Origin of the sequence: Streptomyces roseolus, assembly GCF_014649855.1 — a bacterium.
Lineage (GTDB): Bacteria > Actinomycetota > Actinomycetes > Streptomycetales > Streptomycetaceae > Streptomyces > Streptomyces roseolus.
In genome coordinates this window covers 46,299-61,513 of record NZ_BMTV01000024.1, presented here as the reverse complement: position 1 = coordinate 61,513, position 15,215 = coordinate 46,299, and the positions used below count along the sequence as shown (strand labels likewise).

Genomic DNA, 15,215 nt, shown 5'->3' with positions numbered 1-15,215 from the left:
CGGGCGACGCGGGTCTCCAGGGGAGTCTCGGCGGCGGGGGACGGCAGGGCCGCGGCGCGGCGGTCCTTCGTCGCGTCGGGGACCATCGGGTTCACCTCGCTTCCCCCTCCCGCCCCGGCCCGGGTTCGGCGAGCCCGGCCGCGACGAGCCGCGCCTGGTGGGCGGGGGCTCTCCTGAGCGGGGTTCCGAGTCGGGGGACGGTGCAGGGGCGGCCCGCGGCGGCCCCGCACCAGGGACAGGGCACGCGGAGGGAGCGAGCGCGCGGGTCGTGCTGCGCGCCGGCGGGGCGGGAGGGCGGGCCGGCCGGGGCGGCGGGCGCGCGCTCGACCCGCCGTCCCGAGGCGATCGCGGTCACCAGGTCGAGGAGTTCCGCGCGATAGCGGCGCGGGTCGTCGGGGTCGCTGTCCGGAAGCGGCAGCGGGTTGCGGGCGAGCCGCTCCTCCCGGATCGCGCGCACCTCGGCGCGGATGTCGGCGGCGGCGATGTCGGGCCGCTGCCTGCCCAGCCGGATCACGGCCGCCCGCACGTCGGCGACGTCCAGGTCGGCGAGCAGCAGGTGCCAGGCGTCCGTCGTGGTGCCCTCCAGGTGCATCGACGGGCACATCGCCGCGACCAGGGCGACGAGCTGGGCCGTCTCGGCCGGCAGCATGCGTTCTTCCCTTCCGCGGGGGAGCGTCCCGGCCGACGCCGGCGTGCCGCTTCCCGCCGCATCCTCCGGCTGCTGGTACGCGTACAGGACGGCCCCGCAGGCGCACCGCAGCCGCTTGTCGTCCTCGCACGTCCAGCGGCCGCAATCGAGGTGATCGGCTCGGGAGACCAGGAACCACACCGTGCCGAGCGCGTCCCGGCCGGGGCGGGCGGTGACGGCGCTCATGGATCCTCACCACCCTCCAGGGGGATCAGACGGCTCAGGTCGAGCGTGCCGGTGTGCCAGGCGCGGGCGATCCGTTCCCGCCCGCCGGGCAGGGGGCGCAGGCTGAACGACCGCGGTTCGGGGGCCGACAGCACGCCCAGCCCCGGGATCGCCTCGCCGGTGTACGGGTCGGCGACCGGGTCGAGACAGCTCAGCCGGGCGAGGAACCGCCGCTGCCAGCCGGGGCGCACCCGGACCAGCGTCTCCACCTCGCCGGGGTGGTTGTCGGCCACCCAGGCGGTGAAGGCCTCCTCGTCGGCGACCACGACCGCCGGTCCGGGATCGACGAGGGTGAGGGTGGCGACCGGTGTGCCGTCCGGCAGGGCCACCCGGACCGACTTCAGGTTCAGTTCGGCGCGGGCCGCGCGCAGCTCCTCGAGGACCTCGTGGCGCTCGGCCTGGTACTCGGCGTCGACGGCGTCGCGCAGCACCCGGAGCGCGGCGACCCTGGTGGCGTGCTCCTTGAGGCTCATGCGGACCTGACCTTCCGCTCGGTCCCGTTCTCCCGCTTGGCCCCGGCCTCGACGTCCTCGGCGACCCTGTTCCTCGCCGCCGCGGTGCCGTGGCGCACTATCAGCTGGCCGAGCGTGTGGGTCTCCCCGGTGTCGTCCAGGACGGCGGCCCCGAGCAGGTTGTGCCGGCGGGCCTCCTCGTACAGGGCGCGCAGCTCCTCGTGGCTGGCGTCCGGCGCGGTGGCCGCCGTGACGTAGTCGGACACGGAGGGGGCGGGCCGGCCGGTCTCCAGCCAGCCGAGGACGGCCTCGGCGAACTCCGGGCCGGGCCGGTGGAGCACCGTCCCGGACAGCAGCTTCGCCCGGGACTTGGAGATCACCAGGGTGTTCTCGTGGTCGAGGTCGCCGACGATGTCGAATTCGTACTCGATGCCCTCCCGCTGCTCGGGCTTGAGCCCGATCTTGCGCGGCACCTTGCGGCCGCGCTCGTCGGCCTCCACGACGTATTCGGTCTTGGTGCGCATGGTGACGATGAGGTGGCCGGGGTAGGCGAGCAGGGCGTCGATCATCGCCCGCTCCTGGGGGCGGGCCTCCTTCCAGCCGGCGAAGCTGCCGCCCGCCCCGAGGCGCTTGGCCGCGTTGTCGACCTGCTCCAGCATTCCGCCGGTGCCGGACCAGAAGTGGCTCAGGGAATCGACGATCATGACGTCGTAGCCGTCGTGGGCGGCCACTGCGAGCGCCTCGACGAGGGTGGTGGGCTGGAACGTCGAGAGCGGGAGGGTGTCGAAGACGAACTCGTCGGCGTACTTGGCGGCGCTGCCGTGCTCGGTGTCGATCAGGGCGATCCGCTCGCCGAGTCCGGTGGCGGTGACCAGGGCGGTGTAGGTCTTGCCCGACCCGGTGGGGCCGGCGAGCGCGATACGGGCCTTGGCCTGTTCCTTGGTGGCGGTGGTGAAGGTGAGGTTCACGCCGTGCTCCTGGCATCTGCGACGGCGGTTCCGGGTGGGCCTGGCCGACAGGGGACGCGGTCCTCGTCCGGCAGGACGTGCCCCCGTGTGGCCGCCGCTCGGATCGAATATGTATTCGAATTACTGTCTGCGCCCAGACTAAGCACTCAAGAAGTGACAATCCACCCTTTTCACCAAAAAAATACAGGAAAAGAAGAAATGTCAGCAGAGAAGCGTATAATTCCTCCCGCACGCGCGCGGGTGCCGCAGGCCTCCGGCCTCAGCCGGCGTCGGTGGCCGGGTGCTCGCCCTCCCCCGCGACCGGGTCCGTGGCGACGGCCAGGGGATAGGGCGGCGGGGTGCCGCCCCAGGCCGGGCACAGCGCCCGGTAGGGGCACCAGTCGCACACCCGGCTCGGGCGCGGGGGCCAGTCGCCCGTCCGTGTCGCCCGCCCGATCGCGTCCCACAGCGCCAGCAGCTTGCGCTCCACGGCCCGCAGATCGGCCTCCGTCGGGTCGTAGGTGAGCACGTCCCCGCTGCCCAGGTAGACCAGCTGCAGGCGGCGTGGCACGGTGCCCCGCAGCCGCCACAGCACCAGGGCGTAGAACTTCGGCTGGAACAGTGCGTCCGCCGCGTACTCGGGCGGGGGCGCCCGACCGGTCTTGTAGTCGACGATCCGTACCTCGCCGGTCGGCGCCACGTCCACCCGGTCGATGATCCCGCGCAGCCTCAGCCCGGAGTCCAGCGTCGTCGTGACGAACGACTCCCGCTCCGCGGGCTCCAGCCGGGCCGGGTCCTCCAGGGTGAACCACCGCTCGACCAGCTGCTCCGCCGTGGCCAGCCACTCCGCGACCCGTTCCGGGGCGGGCGCCCCGCCGTCCCGCGCGAACAACTCCGCGAACTCCGGCCGCGCCGCCCTCAGCCGCTCCCACTCGCCCGCCACCATGGCCCGGGCCCGGGCGGCCGTGCGCTCCGCCGCCGGGACGTCGAAGAGCCGCTCCAGCACCGCGTGCACCAGGACGCCCCGGGCCAGCGCCGCGTTCGGCTTCTCCGGCAACCGGTCGATCACCCGGAGCCGGTAGAGCAGCGGGCACCGCATGAAGTCGCCCGCCCGCGACGGCGACAGCGACGACGGCGGCGCGGCGGGCCGGGGTGCCGCGGGCGGGGCCGGTGCGCCGGAGGGGTCGATCGGCTGCACACCCCCGACCTTACGCCGGAGACCGGCCCACCGCTCCGACACCGTCCCGCCCGCGGAGGTGGCGGCCGCGCGCCCGCACCCTCGGGACCGCCGAAGCCTTCGGGACCGGGCACCCGCCGTCGAGCGGATCCCCTCCCCGGCCGCGCGAGGAGACCGGGCCACGGGCGGCTGCCGCACAGGGGCTGCCCGGGCCCACCCGCACCGAGGGGCGACAGCGTCCTCCGGCTGCCGTGGCTTCCGACGGGCGCCGGCACCGGCACCGGCTCCGGAACCTTCGCCCCGAGAGGATCGGGGGCATCGGTCCACGAACGCCGGCGCAGGGTCGCTCCTCACGTCGGGTCGGCGTCGCGCCCCTGCGGAACCGGCGAGTTCCCGCCCGTCACCACGGCGGCCGCGAGCACCCGGCGTCCCCTTCCGACCGTCGGCTCGGCGCGGCACCCGCTTCCGGGCCCGCCCTTCCGGGTCTTCGGCCCCTCGCCACCGGGGAGGCGTGATCAAGCCGTCTTTCCGTCACCCGGTCGGCCCATCAGGATCTAGAGTGTGCGCGTGACCGAGGAGAACCACGCGCTCATCGCCGGCCGCTACCGTCTCGTCGAACCTATCGGCCAAGGCGGCATGGGCCGGGTCTGGCGCGGTCTTGACCAGCAGCTCTTCGGACGCGAAGTCGCCATCAAGGAAATCCTCTTCCCTCCGGGCATGGACGAGACCGACCGCGAGGCGCTGCTCAGGCGGTTCACCGGGGAGGCGCGCGCAGCGGTCACTCTCAGCCACCCGGGGGTCATCACCGTCCATGACGTCGTGGAGCACCGCGGCGCCCCCGTCATCGTCATGGAACTCATCCGCGGCCGGTCCCTGGCCGCGGAGATCCGTGACCACGGCCGGCTGCCCGTACGGCGGGTGGCGGAGATCGGCGCCGCCGTGCTCGACGCGCTGACCGAGGCGCACGCGGCGCGGATCGTCCACCGCGACATCAAGCCGGACAACGTGCTCCTGGCCAAGGACCGCGTCGTCCTGACCGACTTCGGCATCGCCCACCTCGCCGACGCCACGACCAAGCTGAGCCGCAGCGGGATCGTCATCGGCACCCCGCAGTACATGCCGCCGGAGCAGCTCGACGGCAAGCACCCGACTCCTGCCAACGACCTCTGGGCGCTCGGCGCCACCCTGTACCACGCCGTCGAGGGGCGCCCCCCGTTCGAGGCGGAGGGTCTCCACGCCCTCGCCGTGGCCGTGTTCACCCGTCCGCACCGGCCGCCGGTCCACGCGGGCCCGCTCGCCCCGCTGCTGGACGCGCTGCTCACCAAGGACCCGGCCGAGCGCGTGGGCGCCGCGGAGGCGGCCGGGATGCTCAGGGTCGTACGGGGCTCCGGCCCCTCCGCCACCGGCCCGGACCGTGGCCCCGGCACCGCGCGGGAAGCCGGAGCGGACGGTGCTCCGGGACCGGAACCCGCTCCCGGCCCGAAGGGGGCTCCGACGCCGGACGCGCCGGTGGAGCCCTCCTCCGCCCCGCCGCCGCCCGAGCGGGACCCCTCGTCGGCACCGTCCGTGCCGCCCCCCACCGTCCCCGACTCCTCCGGGGACGGCGCGGGTCCCGCGCACCACCACGTGCCCGACCGGCCGACCGCGCCGCCGGCCGTGGTTCCGGACGAGCAGCCCCCCACGCTCGACGCGACGGCTCCGCCGGAGCGGGGCGACCGGACGGCCAGGGGGCCGCGGGGCCTCACCCGGCGCTCCGCGGTCCTGGGGACGGTGCTCGCCGTGGTCGCCACGGGCTCGCTCCTGACCTGGTCCCTCACCCGCGAGGACGGCCCGCGGGGCGGCGGTGCGGCGGGCCGCGGGTCGGCGGCTTCCTCCGTCACGGTGCGGATCGGGGTGGACGCGCCCCTCAGCGGCGGACTCTCCTCGATGGGCACCGGCATCAGGAACTCCGCCGAACTCGCGGTCCGGACCGCCAACGAGACCGGGCACGTCCCCGGCGTGACCTTCGAGCTCATGGCCGTGGACGACGGGGCCGACCCCTCCAAGGGCGCGGCCAACGCCACCCGGTTCGTGTCCGACGACAAACTGGTCGGCGTCGTCGGCCCGCTCAACTCCACCGTCGCCCGCACCCTGGTGCCCGTGCTCTCCCGCGCGGGCGTGGTCAACGTGTCGCCGGGCAACACCGACCCCGCCCTGACTCTGGGCCCTGACTGGGCCACGGGCACCCGCGTCCGTCCGTACCCCACCTACTTCCGGACGGTCGGCACGGATGCCGACCAGGGGCCGTTCGCCGCCCGGTACCTGCACGGCGCCGGGAAGACCAAGCTCTACGTGGTCGACGACGCGAGCCCCCACGGAACCGCCGTCGCCTCCGGCCTCACCGCCGAATGGAAGAAGCTCGGGGGAACCGTCGTGGGCACCGAGCGGGTCGATCCCGCCGAACGCGACTTCGCGGGCCTCGCCCTCAGGGTGCGGTCCTCGGGAGCCGAAGCCGTCTGCTTCGGCGGCTACTACGACACCGCGGCACCGCTGTCCCAGCAGCTCAAGGAAGCGGGCGTGACCGTCCCCCTCATGGGCGGCGACGGCATCTTCGACCAGGCGTACCTCACCGGGAACCCCCGGGCCGACGGCGACCTCGCGACCCAGATCGGCGTACCGGCCACGGAGTCGGCGGCGGGACGCGACTTCCTCGCCCGGTACGAGAAGGCGGGCTACGCGCAGCCGCCCGGCTGGTACGGCCCCTACGCCTACGACGCGACCTGGGCCCTCATCGAGGCGGTGAAGGCCGTCGCGAAGTCGAACGGCGGCACCCTTGCCGGCGACACCCGCGCGAAACTGCCGCAGGCCGTCGAACGTCTGGCCTTCGACGGCGTCACCGGCCCCGTCGCCTTCGACGGCGGTGACACCGTCAACCGCCGCCTGACGGTGTACCAGGTGGACGGCGGAAGCTGGCAGGCCAGGACGACCGGTTCGTCCACCCCATGACGGGGCACGGGCGCCCCTCGCGCTCGCCCGCTCAACGCCAGCCGGTATGCCCGTCCTGGTTCGCGGGCCCGGAGTCCGCGCCCATGAGGCCGATCAGGAAGAGGACCACCACGATCAGCGCCAGAAGCACCAGCCAGAAACGGTCCTCGAATCCCGAAGTGTTCCGGCCCCGGGCGCCCTCTTCGGTGCGCTCACCTACCTCCTCCAAGCGCTGCTGCCGGCCCTCCACACGCTCATGGCCGTCCTGGGCGCCGCGGGGGCGCGCCTGTTCGTCGTTCTCGACCGGCTCACCGGACCGGCCCCCGACTCCCCCGCCGTCCCCGGCGGACGGCCCGCTCCCGACCCGCTCTCCGCCACCACCCCCGGCGAGCGGGTGCGCCCCCCGGCGGCGGGGGCGACGCCCGCGCTGGAGCTGCGCCGGGTCCGGGTGGCATACGGACCGGGGGCCCGCGCCGTCCTCGACGAACTGGACCTGACCGTCGAGGAGGGGGAGCAACATCGCGGTCGTCGGCCCGAGCGGCATAGGAAAGTCGACCCTCCTCCAGGTGGCGGCGGGCGTGCTGACGCCGGACCGGGGCGAGGCGCTCCTCTCCGGCCGCCCCGTCGGCGACCGTCCGTCGCCCGGACTCGCCGCCCTCCGCGCCCTGATCCCTCAGGAGGCGTACGTCTTCAGCGGCACCCTGCGGGACAACCTCCGCTATCTGCGCCCCGACGCCCGCCGGTCCGACGTCGACGACTCGGTACGGGCCCTCCGGCTCGAACCGCTCGTCGAGCGCGTCGGCGGGCTCGACCGTCCGGTGCGGCCGGACGCGCTCTCGCTCGGCGAACGCCAGCTGATCGCCCTCGCTCGCGCCCACCTCTCCCCCGCGCCTCTGCTCCTGCTCGACGAGGCCACCTGTCACCTCGACCCCGTGGCCGAGGCCCGGGCCGAACACGCCCTGCGCGCCCGGCCCGGAACCCTGGTCGTCGTCGCCCACCGGTTGTCGTCCGCGTTGCGGGCGGACCGGATCCTCGTCCTCGACGGCACCCGCGCCCGGTGCGGCACGCACGGGGAACTGCTCGTGCGGTCGGCGCTGTACCGCGATCTGGTGGGGCACTGGAACGACGTCCCGCGCTGACGGAGGGCCGCGTACCGGCGGGGAACTCTCGCGGAGACGTCACGCGGAGGCGTTCGGTCCCGACCGGCGGCGTTCAGGTCCACCCGGCTCCCTGGGCTATCCGGATGGCGTCCACCCGGTTGCGAGCGCCGACCTTGCGGATGACGCTCGCCATGTAGTTCCGTACGGTCCCCTTGGAGAGGCACAGCGTCGCGGCGATCTCGCCCACGGGAGCCCCCTTGGCGGCGAGCGAGAGCACGCTCAGCTCACGTCGGGTGAGGGGCATCTCGGCGGCCTGGAGGAAGCCGAGGGCGAGCGTTTCGTCGATGAAGCGCTCCCCCGCGGCGACCCGGTGGACCGCCTGGAGCAACCGGTTCTTCGAGCCGTTCTTGTCCACGAAACCGGTCGCCCCCGCCGCGTGCGCCCGGCGCAGCGCTCCGGGCCGCTGGGCGGGGGCCAGCGCCAGGAGGGCCGATCCGCCGGCCTCCAGTGACGCCGCCACCGACGCGGTCGGCGTGCCGGGCTCTGCCCCGGGGGGCGGCAGACACTCGGCGTCGGCGACGTACACGTCCGGCGCGGGCACGCTCGCAGGCCCCTGCGGCCAGTGGGAGACCGCGGAGACGACCGAGACCTCGTCGTCCGACCGCAGCAGGTCCACCAGCGCGGCACGCAGCAGCTGTGCCTCGTACACGACCGTGACTCTGATCATTCCCACCCCTTCGGTCTGCGTCACGCCCCCGGGGCGTGACGCGATCAGCCCTCACCCCTCTGCCCGTGTCTCCCGCGCGGGAACGCGGCACCGGGCGCACAGGGGGCGCACTTCGGGGCGCCGGGGCCGGTTCCGTTCCCCGCGCACGAACGGTGCGCAGGCCGACCGGGTGGGAGTGCGCACGGCGCCGGTCGGGAATGTCCGGATCCGGACGGATCCCCGGGGCCGGGGACGAGGGTGTGCGGCGTGCCCCGCCCTCCGGTCCGGGCCGGTGCCTCGGGGCGGGTGCCGCCCGGCGCCCGGGCCGGTCCGGCGAGCTCCGGAAGCTCCACGACGGCGACGCCGGCTTCCTCACGGCCCTCGTACGGGTGCGGGGCGCCCGGACGGCGATGCCCGGGCCTTCTGTCGGGTCTCGGCTTCGTGCCGGCGGTCACGGGCGCGGGGGCGGTGGCGTGGTGCCCGGAGAACCGCGAGCCGGGGCCCGCCCGCCACGTCGCTGAGCGGGCCCCGCGCGGATACTCTGGAATTCGTGATCGAGTCCGGACGGCCGCGGCTCCGTCGAAGCCACGGCTACGGCAGGCTCGTGCGGCTGTCGCCGGTGATTCTGACCGTCGTGATCGCCTGCTTGGCCTACGCCACCCCGCCGGAGATGGCCTTCAGCCGCCTCCTGCCCGCGGCGCCGGCTCTGGCCGCCGCCATGTGGCCGGTCCTCCCGACCGTCCTGCTCGGGACCGTCTGCCTCCTTCTGATGATCGGCCTCAGCCTCGTCTTCCCCGACCTGGGGACGTGGTGGACGTGCGGAGGGATCGTCGCGGTCACCGTGGCCGCCGCGTACGGAAGCCACGTCCGGCTCCAGCGGGAGCGCACCCTCTTTCAGGTACGGCTCGTCGCCGACGCGGCCCAGCAGGTGGTGCTGCGGCCCCTGCCGCGTCGTTTCCGGAACGTCGAGATCGAATCGCTGTACCTCGCGGCCGCCGCGGAAGCCCGCATCGGCGGGGATTTCTACGAGGTGGTCGACACGCCGTACGGGGTGCGACTGCTCATAGGCGACGTGCGGGGAAAAGGCCTGCCGGCGGTGGGGGCGGCCGCGGCGATCGTCAACGCCTTCCGGGAGGCGGCCCACGGAGAGGCCGCCATGACCGATGTCGCCCGCAGACTGGACGCCGGCTGCGCCCGGCACAACGCCGCCCATCCGCCCGAGACACCGATGGAACGCTTCGCCACCGCACTGCTCGTCGAGATCCCGCATCGAAGCGACCGCATCGCCATCGTCAACTGCGGACACCCCCCTCCGTTGGTCCACGGTCCGAAGAACGTGCGCGTCCTCGAGCCGTCCGCCCCCTCGCCCCCGCTCAGCCTGGCGGAGTTGATCGGTGACCGGTACCGTGCGGACGTCTTCGACTTCGCTCCCGGCGAGCTCCTCCTCCTCTACACGGACGGGGTCTCGGAAACCCGCGCCCGGGACGGCGAGTTCTTCCCGCTGACGGAATGGATGCGCCGACAGCCCCCCGTACCTCCCCGTGATCTGCTCACGGCCCTGCACCACGACCTCCTCCGTCACAGCAGGGGCGGCCTCGACGATGACATCGCCGCCTTGGCCGTACGCCTGCGCCCCCCATGAGCCGTGCGCACGGAGAGGCCGCGGGCTCCCGCGCCGCTCAGGCTCGGACCGGCCGGTCGGGCTCCGCCGTGCTCGGACCGCCGCTCGGTGCGGCACCGCCCCGGGCCCGGGCGGCCTTCAGGCCACGGGCAAGGCCTGTTCCGCCCAGATCGTCTTCCCTGCCGGCATGTAGCGCGTCCCCCAGTGCTCGGTGAGCTGGGCGACCATGAACAGTCCGCGTCCGCCCTCCTCGTCGCTGCCGGCGTAACGGGCATGCGGTGAGGTGTGCTGCGAGTCGGAGACCTCGCAGATGAGAGAACGGTCCCGGATCAACCGCAGGCCGATCGGGCCGGAGGCGTGGCGGATCGCGTTGGTGACCAGTTCGCTGACCACCAGTTCCGTGGTGAAGACCAGATCGTCCAGTCCCCACCGCCCGAGCTGTTCCGCGGCCGTCGCACGTGCGCGTGCGACGAGGGCGGGGTCCGAGGGCAGTTCCCAGGTCGCCACCTGACGCGCCCCCAGCGCACGGGTGCGCACGACGAGGAGCGTGGCGTCGTCCTGCACCTGGCCCGAGGCCAGCTCCGCGACGATCCGGGCGCACAGGCGATCGGGCGACGATCCCCGCTGCTCGCCGAGTACGGCCGCCAGCCTGTCCGTCCCCGCGGCGGTGCCCTTCCCCCGGCCCTCCACGAGACCGTCGGTGAACAGGACGACCAGGCTTCCCTCGGCGAGCTCCACTTCCGCGCCCTCGTACGGAAGCCGTCCCACCCCCAGAGGAGGCCCCGGCGGCAGACGCAGGAAGCTGACGGGGCCGTGCGGCTGCACCACGGCCGGCGGCAGGTGTCCCGCCGCCGCCCAGGTGCTCGTCCGGGAAGCCGGATCGTAGACCCCGTAGACGCACCTCGCTCCGACGGCTCCACTGCCGTCCGCGTCTTTCCCGTTCTGTTCCGACGCGTCCTTGCCGACCTGGTCGTTCAGCCGGGCCAGGAGTTCGTCGGGCGCGAGGTCCAGTTCGGCCAGCGTGCGCACCATCGCGCGCAGGCGCCCCATGGTGGCGGCGGCCCCCAGACCGTGGCCGACGACGTCCCCCACGACGAGTCCGACCCGTGCCCCCGAAAGCGGAATGACGTCGAACCAGTCGCCGCCGGCACCGAGGTGGCTGTCGGCCGGCAGGTAGCGACTCGCCGCCTCGACCGCGCTCAGCTCGGGCAGCGATCGTGGCAGCAGGCTGCGCTGGAGCACGAGCGCGGCGGTGTGCTCCCGGCGGTACCGCCGGGCGTTGTCGATGCACACGGCGGTCCGCGACGCCAGTTCCTCGGCCACTGCCCGATCGCCGTCGTCGAAGGGTTCCGAGCCCTCGCCCCGCACGAAGGTGACGAGGCCCCAGGGCGTCCCCCGTACGATCAGCGGGACGTACAGCCGTGTCGGCGCGACCACGGCGTCCGTGGTCGACCGGCCCTTGGCCAGGCTCTCGGCCTGCGACGAGCCGGCGGCGTACACGACCCCCGCACCCACCCGGGAGGGTCCTCCGTCGGAATCCGCCACGCGTACGAGGTCCGATGCCGTGACGGGCTTCGGTTCCTCTCCCTCGAGCACTTCTGCCGCCACGTCGACCAGCACGGCGTCGGCGTACCGCGGCACGGCGACCTCGGCGAGCTCCGCCGCCGTTCCGGACAGGTCGAGCGTCGACCCGATCCTCGCGCCGGCCTCCGCGAGGAGCGCGAGGCGCTGCTGCGCACGGTAGTGGTCGGTGACGTCGATGGACTGTTCGCACACGCCCACCGGCTCTCCCCGGCCGTCCAGCAGCCGGAAGTAGGACGAGGACCAGACGTGCTCGCGCCGCGGGTCGGCCGGGGAGCGCCCTCGGAAATGCACGTCGATGACCGGCTCACCGGTCTCGAGGATCTGCTGGACGAAATCCTCCGGCGGCGCCAGGTGCTGGGTGGTGAGGACGTCACCGGGAAAGAGTTCGGCCATGGAGCGGCCGAGCAACGCCGTGAGGTCGCCGCCGAGTTCCCGGACGCTGGACGCGTTGGCCCACAGGAGGCGCGCGCCGGGGCCGTAGATGGTCAGTGTCACCGGTGACTGGGTCACGAGCCCCTGCAGCATCGCCTGTCGGGTCTCCCACCAGCGGAGCCCCTCCAGCTCGGCCGCCACGAGGACGGCAAAGGGGGTCCGGCCGGAAGGGGCCCCGTCGGAGGCAGGGGCGAGGGGGTGCAGGGTCACCGCCACGCGTACGGTGTCTCCGCCGCGGTGGCGCACGTCCACGACGGCACTGCGTGTCCCGTCGAGGCGCAGCCGCTGGTCCGGCCCGGGCCTCTCCGATCTGTCGCGGTCGGCGTGCGAGGGAGCGATCAGGTCCACCGCCCGGCGTCCCAGTACCTCCGAAGCCGGATACCCCAGGAGGGCCTCGGCCTCACGGCTCCACCCGACGAGCACTCCGTCCGCGGCGATCAGGGCGAAGCCGGCCGGGGGCGGGCCGAGGTGCCCGCCTTCGCCCACGTCGCCGAGGGGAACGAACGGTAGCCCTTCCATGCCCCCATCATCCTTCCCCGCGGTCGCGGCCGCAGCGCGCTTGATCCGGGCCGGGCCGCCGCCGCAGGGCGCGGGCGGGCGCGCGGCCTGCCGGGGGCTTCGCCGAGGGGTCTCGTCGAAGTCCGGCGCCGGGAAGTCGTACGCCGTGGAACCGGGCCCGAACCGGAGCGGACCGTCCGGACCGGGCCACCCCTTGTGCCTGCCACCGGCAGGGGAGCAGCGGCGGCGGCCGATCCCGTACGACGGGCACACCCTGGCGGGCACCGCCGAGTACCGACGAGCACCGACGAGCACCGAGAGGAACCCCACGCGGCCGCCGCCCTCGGTGCGACCTTCGATCCGCTGCCGACTCCCGCATGGCGCTCCCGGGTACGGGTGAACGTGCGGATCCGGCGTTACACGGGGTAGGCGGGCGGTCCCGGACGTGACCCGGTGGACGTCCTCGCCGTGCCCGCACGCCTCGATACCGCGCGCGGCGGGCTTCGGTGGCCCGTCCGGTCCGGGCAGCCGTGGCGGTCGACGTCCGTGGCCCCCACCGGGCGGGGCCGTGCCACCACCGTGCCGCGCGATGTCAGCGGCCGGCCGCGACGAGCGGCGGGACGAGCGTGCGGTCCTCCAGGCCCTGCCGGTACGCCCCGCGCCGCTCGGCGTGGACGCTGCGGCGGGCCAGGCACAGCGTCCCGGCCGGCACTCCGCACGTGGGGCAGGGAACGCCGAACGCGCCGTGCCCGTACAACCGCTGCGTCTCGTACGCGGCGTCCAGGACCGCGTCGGCGATCCGGTCTCCGGAGGACGGCGCGCGGCGCGGCGTGAGGGTCCTGCTCATGCGGGCGATCTCCTGGGTTCGGCGGAGGACGGCGTGGTCGTCCCGGGACTTCGGTCGTGCCGTCGTGTACCCGTCGGCGCGGAAAGGAGTCCTGGTTCACGACTCGACTGCGATGAGCACCGTTCTACGGGACGGGTCTGACATCGATGCCCGCAGCGGATTCCGATGGCCTCGACTGAGGGACCGACCGGCGTCCTGCCGGGCTGTCCCGCGACCGTTCCGTCCGGCCGCCGAGATCCGTTCTCCATCGCTCCGGCCGGGTGGAACACGACCTGACGGGCGCTTGGCCAGAGACTCCCCCGATGTCCCGTCCGCCCCACCCGGCCGACGTCGTCCCCGGCCCGGGAAGGCAGCTGACCGGATGACCGTGACGATCACGCCCGCCGCCGAACCGGACGCGGTGTTCGGCGGAGTGGGCTCCCAGGCGGGCACGATCCACGCTGCTGTCATCACCGGCCGGGGCGGCCACGTCCCCGACGCCGGGTTCCCCACCACGGCATCCGCACCGCACCCTCGGGCCCTGCCCGTCGGGACCCGCTCGTGCCGGGTCCCGGCGCCACGGTCCGGCCGGTGGCGCGCACCGGCCGGGCCCGCCCCCTCGGCTCCTCGGTTCCCCGGCTCCTCGGCGCGACTCGTCCCGTCCTCGTGAGCGGCCGGGGCCGTGCCGAATCCCTCGGTGCCCGTCGTCCTGGTGTGGAGGACCGGGGCGCGGGCACAGGGGGCCGCCCGGACGGCTCTAGGGTGATCGGCATGTCTGCCTCTCTCAGTCCTGCGAGAACCCGTGCCGCGCTGCGCGCCTCGGCCCGCATATCGGCGGAGCTGCTGCTGGTCCTCTTGGGCACCGCGGTGATGATCTGGCTGCTCGGCCGGATGTGGTCGATCGTGTGGCCGCTCGTCATCGGCCTGCTGATCACTACGCTGACCTGGCCCTTCGCCCGCTTCCTGCGCCGCCGCGGCTGGCCGCCGGCGCTCGCCGCCTCGGTGGTCACCGTCCTCTTCCTCGCCGTCACCGCCGGCGCCGTCGCGCTCATCGCCGTACCGGTCGCCTCGCAGTCCGGCGAGTTGACCGACGGGGTCGTCGAGGGCATCCAGCGCCTGCGCGAATGGACCGCAGGTCCGCCGCTGAACATCGGCGACGACCAGATCACCAGCGCCCTGGACACCGCCACCGACCGCCTCCAGAACAGCGTCGGCTCCATGCTGACGACGCTCGCCACCGGCGTCGGCACGGTCGTCAACGGCGTCGTCACGGCCGTGCTCGCGCTCTTCCTGATGTTCTTCTTCCTCAAGGACGGGCCGCGCTTCCTGCCCTGGCTCGCCCGTCAGCTCCCCGGCCGCCTCGCCACCGACGCCACCACGATCGCCGAACGCGGCTGGGACACCCTCGGCGCCTTCGTCCGCTCCCAGGCGGCGGTCGGTCTCCTCGACGCCGTCCTCATCGGCATCGGCCTGTGGGTCCTGGACGTCCCCCTCGTCCTGCCGCTCGCCGTGCTCACCTTCGTCAGCGCCTTCGTGCCGATCGTCGGCGCGCTGTTCGCCGGGTTCGTCGCCGTGCTCATCGCCCTGGTCTCCAACGGCCTGACCGACGCCCTGATCGTGCTCGCCGTCATCGTGGTGGTGCAGCAGCTGGAGGGGAACGTCTTCCAGCCCATCATCCAGAGCCGCGGGCTCGGTCTGCACGCCGCCGTCGTCCTGCTCGCCGTCACCCTCGGCGGCAGCCTGGCCGGCATCGTCGGCAGCCTCCTCGCCGTGCCCGTCGCCGCGCTCATCGCGGTGGTGTGGGGGTACGTGCGCGAGCAGTTGTCCGAACCGCCGCGCCACGACCCCGACGGTGGTACGGGGCCGGGCCCCGGCGGCGGCCCCGAGGCCGTCGCCCCGGCCGTGACCCCGGCGTCCTGAGCGGGCCGGCGCCCGCCGCGTACCGCGTGCCGAGCGGTACGGGCACGCGGCCGGTGCCCTCCGCCGCCCCGGGCG

Annotated in this window: 10 protein-coding genes and 1 pseudogene; 4 read left to right on the top strand and 7 right to left on the bottom strand. The window is 74.3% G+C overall.

From position 1 onward, the window contains the following. Nucleotides 1–91 precede the first annotated feature (91 nt). From IE245_RS26335 to IE245_RS26320, 4 genes are all read right to left on the bottom strand, one after another. Nucleotides 92–874 carry a zinc finger domain-containing protein gene (locus IE245_RS26335; RefSeq protein ID WP_189951861.1) on the bottom strand — a complete coding sequence of 261 codons (783 nt, stop codon included), beginning with the start codon at nt 872–874 and terminating at the stop codon, nt 92–94. After that, nucleotides 871–1,386 carry a hypothetical protein gene (locus IE245_RS26330; protein WP_189951858.1) on the bottom strand — a complete coding sequence of 172 codons (516 nt, stop codon included), beginning with the start codon at nt 1,384–1,386 and terminating at the stop codon, nt 871–873. The genes IE245_RS26335 and IE245_RS26330 overlap by 4 nt, the downstream gene beginning before the upstream one ends. Continuing rightward, nucleotides 1,383–2,333 (bottom strand): ATP-binding protein, encoded by a 951-nt coding sequence (locus tag IE245_RS26325; RefSeq protein ID WP_189951856.1) that lies wholly within the window; start codon nt 2,331–2,333, stop codon nt 1,383–1,385. The genes IE245_RS26330 and IE245_RS26325 overlap by 4 nt, the downstream gene beginning before the upstream one ends. Nucleotides 2,334–2,592: 259 nt before the next feature. Then, nucleotides 2,593–3,510 carry a RecB family exonuclease gene (locus IE245_RS26320; RefSeq protein ID WP_189951855.1) on the bottom strand — a complete coding sequence of 306 codons (918 nt, stop codon included), beginning with the start codon at nt 3,508–3,510 and terminating at the stop codon, nt 2,593–2,595. A 546-nt stretch (nt 3,511–4,056) separates the two neighbouring features. On the opposite strand from IE245_RS26320, the gene IE245_RS26315 reads away from it, so the two are divergent. Both IE245_RS26315 and IE245_RS26310 read left to right on the top strand, forming a co-directional pair. Beyond that, complete coding sequence (locus IE245_RS26315; RefSeq protein ID WP_189951853.1) at nt 4,057–6,474, top strand: bifunctional serine/threonine-protein kinase/ABC transporter substrate-binding protein; 2,418 nt, start codon at nt 4,057–4,059, stop codon at nt 6,472–6,474. 169 nt (nt 6,475–6,643) lie between these two features. After that, nucleotides 6,644–7,592 (top strand): annotated as a pseudogene (locus IE245_RS26310) (ATP-binding cassette domain-containing protein); the annotation flags it as partial. Between the two features lie 73 nt (nt 7,593–7,665). On the opposite strand, the gene IE245_RS26305 reads toward IE245_RS26310, so the two are convergent. Then, nucleotides 7,666–8,280 (bottom strand): response regulator transcription factor, encoded by a 615-nt coding sequence (locus tag IE245_RS26305; RefSeq protein ID WP_308436631.1) that lies wholly within the window; start codon nt 8,278–8,280, stop codon nt 7,666–7,668. Nucleotides 8,281–8,809: 529 nt separating this feature from the next. Between IE245_RS26305 and IE245_RS26300 the strand changes: the two genes are divergently transcribed. Continuing rightward, nucleotides 8,810–9,901 (top strand): PP2C family protein-serine/threonine phosphatase, encoded by a 1,092-nt coding sequence (locus IE245_RS26300; RefSeq protein WP_189951849.1) that lies wholly within the window; start codon nt 8,810–8,812, stop codon nt 9,899–9,901. Nucleotides 9,902–10,018: 117 nt separating this feature from the next. Here the strand turns inward: IE245_RS26300 and IE245_RS26295 are convergent, their stop codons facing one another. After that, on the bottom strand, nt 10,019–12,415 hold the full coding sequence (locus tag IE245_RS26295; protein WP_189951846.1) for a SpoIIE family protein phosphatase: 2,397 nt from the start codon (nt 12,413–12,415) through the stop codon (nt 10,019–10,021). Nucleotides 12,416–12,986: 571 nt separating this feature from the next. After that, a complete protein-coding gene (locus IE245_RS26290; protein WP_189951844.1) occupies nt 12,987–13,241 on the bottom strand; it encodes a zinc finger domain-containing protein in 255 nt (84 codons plus the stop codon). Between the two features lie 750 nt (nt 13,242–13,991). Between IE245_RS26290 and IE245_RS26285 the strand changes: the two genes are divergently transcribed. Continuing rightward, nucleotides 13,992–15,140, top strand: coding sequence for an AI-2E family transporter (locus tag IE245_RS26285; protein ID WP_189951842.1), 1,149 nt, complete (start codon nt 13,992–13,994; stop codon nt 15,138–15,140). Nucleotides 15,141–15,215 lie beyond the last annotated feature (75 nt).